Source organism: Streptomyces sp. WELS2 (genome assembly GCF_013870595.1).
In the GTDB taxonomy this organism is placed as follows: Bacteria; Actinomycetota; Actinomycetes; order Streptomycetales; family Streptomycetaceae; genus Streptomyces.
Window position 1 is genome coordinate 1 of sequence record NZ_JACBWZ010001151.1, and the last position, 1,622, is coordinate 1,622.

Annotated in this window: 2 protein-coding genes; one reads left to right on the forward strand and one right to left on the reverse strand. The window is 69.7% G+C overall.

Annotation, left to right across the window (positions count from 1 at the left end; translation table 11 throughout):
• The coding region (locus H5J33_RS34520; RefSeq protein ID WP_181798604.1) for a 4'-phosphopantetheinyl transferase superfamily protein at nt 1–538 on the forward strand (538 nt) is incomplete at its 5' end.
• A 15-nt stretch (nt 539–553) separates the two neighbouring features.
• Here H5J33_RS34520 and H5J33_RS34525 read toward each other — a convergent pair.
• Complete coding sequence (locus H5J33_RS34525) at nt 554–1,363, reverse strand: AfsR/SARP family transcriptional regulator (protein WP_181798605.1); 810 nt, start codon at nt 1,361–1,363, stop codon at nt 554–556.
• Nucleotides 1,364–1,622 lie beyond the last annotated feature (259 nt).

Here is a 1,622-nt window from a genome sequence, read left to right on the forward strand (position 1 = left end):
CCGCGCCCGCTTCGCCGCCTCCCGGCGGCTCGTCAAGCACGCCGCGGCGGCCGTCCTCGACGTGCCCGCGGACCGGCTGGAGCTCGCCCGGGGGCCGGCCGGACGGCCGTATCTGCGTGGCTGCGACCGGCTCGCTCTGAGCCTGAGCCACACCGGTGATCTGCTGGTGCTCGCCCTGAGCCTGCACGGGGCGATCGGCGTGGACGCGGAGGCCCTCGGCCGTTCCGGGTGCCGCGCCCTGCTCGCACAACGAGCCTGCACCGCACAGGAGTTGACCGATCTGCGCGCCCTTCCCGTACACGAGCGGGGCGACGCCATGCTGCGCCTGTGGACGCTGAAGGAGGCCTACACCAAGGCCCTCGGCGTGGGCACGGGACTGCCGTTCGGCACGTTCGGCTTCCGGGTGGAGGGCACGGCCGCCGTGCTGCACGACGACACCGGCGAGCCGGTGCGACCCGTGGAGTGGACGTTCACCACTCACCGGATCGGCACCGGCCACGTCGTCAGCACGGCGTACGCACCACCACCCTGCGGGTGAGCCGCCCCGCCCGGTTCAGGCGCTGAGCAACCGCTGGGCCGGGGTGAAGCGGTCCAGCCGGTCGTCGTTGGCCAGCACCGCGCGGTGCAGCCGTTGCAGCCGGGGCGAGGGCTCCACACCCAGCTCGTCGACCAGGGACTGGCGCAGGGACTGGAAGACCTCCAGAGCCCGCCAGGGGTGGCCGGCGCGGTAGAGGGCGGTCATCAACTGGGCACACAGATTCTCGTGCAGTGGTTGCTGGGCGACCAGCATGCGGAGCTCGCCGATGAGTTCCGCGTGCCGGCCCAATTGCAGATCCGCCTCGATCCGCAGTTCCAGGGCGCGGGTGCGCGCCTCCTGCATCCCGATGACCTCCATGCGCAACACCTCGCCCAGCGGCACGTCGACCAGGGCGTTGCCCCGCCACAGGCCGAGGCCCTCGCGAAGTTTCTCGCTCGCGATGTGCGGAGCGTTCCCGGCCATGGCACGGGTGCCGTGGGCCGTCAGCCGCTGGAACTCCACGAGGTCGCAGCGGATCGGATCCACCGGGGCGAGCTGATATCCCCCGTAGGACGTGGCGAGGATGTCCTTCGCCGTCAGTTCACTGTCCTCGGGCAGGGCATCGGTGATCTTCTTGCGCAGTTGCAGGATGTACGTCTGCAACGTGGGCGCGGCACTGCGCGGGACCGCGTCTCCCCACACCTCTTCGATCAGTGTCTCCACGGAGACCACGCGGCCCGCGCGAATCGCGAGCAGCGCCAGGATCTGCCGGGGTTTTCCGGCAGTCGGTACGATCGAAACGCCGTTTACTCGTGCTCCAAGTGGTCCCAGAACATCGATTTCCATGGCCATGAGCATTGCAGGATCGTTGTATGATGAACCAGTGTGCCCGGCATGAGCGGGCATGAATTATTCACACCCGCTCACCTGACACGGCCATCCGATGGCCGTCAGTCGATCCCCCGGACGATGTGCGGTTCCGCGTCGTCCTCCTCCCCGGCGAGACGCAGCGCGGGCGCGGTCGGCGGGCCGCCGGCTTCCCCGGGGTCGCCGGCGTCGGTGTCACCGTGTTCGTGCTTCATCGATTCCTCCTGCTGTGGCAGAG